The sequence below is a fragment of the Proteus sp. fly-1008 genome, assembly GCF_040140305.1.
GTDB classification, from domain to species: domain Bacteria; phylum Pseudomonadota; class Gammaproteobacteria; order Enterobacterales; family Enterobacteriaceae; genus Proteus; species Proteus vulgaris_B.
Window position 1 is genome coordinate 1 of record NZ_JBEEWH010000046.1, and the last position, 1,043, is coordinate 1,043.

Annotated in this window: 3 protein-coding genes; all 3 read left to right on the forward strand. The window is 35.6% G+C overall.

Annotated elements, in window-relative coordinates:
* The first annotated feature begins 38 nt into the window (after nt 1-38).
* The 3 genes from cspE to ABN256_RS19065 all read left to right on the forward strand — a co-directional run bounded on the left by cspE (nt 39) and on the right by ABN256_RS19065 (nt 1,041).
* Nucleotides 39-251, forward strand: a complete 213-nt coding sequence (gene cspE, locus ABN256_RS19055; RefSeq protein ID WP_004244726.1) for a transcription antiterminator/RNA stability regulator CspE — start codon at nt 39-41, stop codon at nt 249-251.
* 7 nt (nt 252-258) lie between these two features.
* Nucleotides 259-399 (forward strand): cold shock small protein YmcF, encoded by a 141-nt coding sequence (gene ymcF / locus ABN256_RS19060; protein ID WP_421667188.1) that lies wholly within the window; start codon nt 259-261, stop codon nt 397-399.
* Nucleotides 400-582: 183 nt separating this feature from the next.
* A complete protein-coding gene (locus ABN256_RS19065; protein ID WP_196553203.1) occupies nt 583-1,041 on the forward strand; it encodes an Hsp20 family protein in 459 nt (152 codons plus the stop codon).
* Nucleotides 1,042-1,043: the final 2 nt, after the last annotated feature.

Genomic DNA, 1,043 nt, shown 5'->3' on the forward strand with positions numbered 1-1,043 from the left:
ATGCCTTATGGCAAATTAAATAAATTAAAGGAAATTCTATGTCTAATACAATGACTGGTACAGTAAAATGGTTCGATGAAGGTAAAGGTTTTGGTTTTATTACTCCAGCTGATGGCAGCAAAGATGTTTTCGTACATTTCTCTGCAATCCAAAGTGATAGCTTCAAAACATTAGCGGAAGGCCAACAAGTTTCATTCACCATGGAAAATGGTATGAAAGGCCCAGCGGCAGGCAACGTGGTGGCTCTCTAAAGGCGCTATTACTATTCGCCTCTATTTTAAATGCCCAAGTTGTAGCGGTTCACAATATAGAACATCACAATTTGATGTCACAGTGAACAATCCACACGGCGCAAAATGTATCTTTTGCAAAAGTGTGATGACAGCTCAAATGAGTTAAGCATTAAATAGTTGAATATACAAAACCTCGCTTCGGCGGGGTTTTTTGCTATCTACAATCCCATATTGGTTAAAGATAAAAAATTTAGATTTTAGGGCTTGAAAAATACTTGCTCGTTCATATTTATATTTTGGGTAAATAAGATACCGCCCATAATTCACTAAATACTGAAGGAGGAGTTATATGCCTAACATTAAACCTTTTTCATTATTCCCAACATTATCTGATAACTTACTTTCAAATCGTTTTGATCAGATAGATCGCCTGTTTAGTCAGTTAACAGGCAGTAAGCCAATAGCATCACCTGTACAGACTTATAACCTGAAACAGATTGATGATAACCATTATGAATTGACAGTAAGTGTACCTGGATATCGAGAAGATGACTTAACGGTTTCATTAAAAGGTAGTCGTTTATTGATTGAAGGGAAAAAAGAAGAAAAATCAGAAGAAGACAATGATAAATGGATCCACCGAGGTATATCTCAAGGGCAATTTACGTTGCAATTTGACCTCGGTAAAAATGTTAAAATAGACAAAGCCGATTTATCAAGTGGACTTCTGACCATTGCTATTGAGTATGAATTACCCGAAGAAGAAAAACGACAAACAATAGCGATAGAAAATAAAGATAAAAGCTAATT

Excerpts from the sequence above, each read along its gene's own strand:
- cspE (WP_004244726.1), top strand. The coding sequence starts at position 39 with ATGTCTAATACAATGACTGGTACAGTAAAATGGTTCGATGAAGGTAAA.
- ABN256_RS19065 (WP_196553203.1), top strand. The coding sequence starts at position 583 with ATGCCTAACATTAAACCTTTTTCATTATTCCCAACATTATCTGATAAC.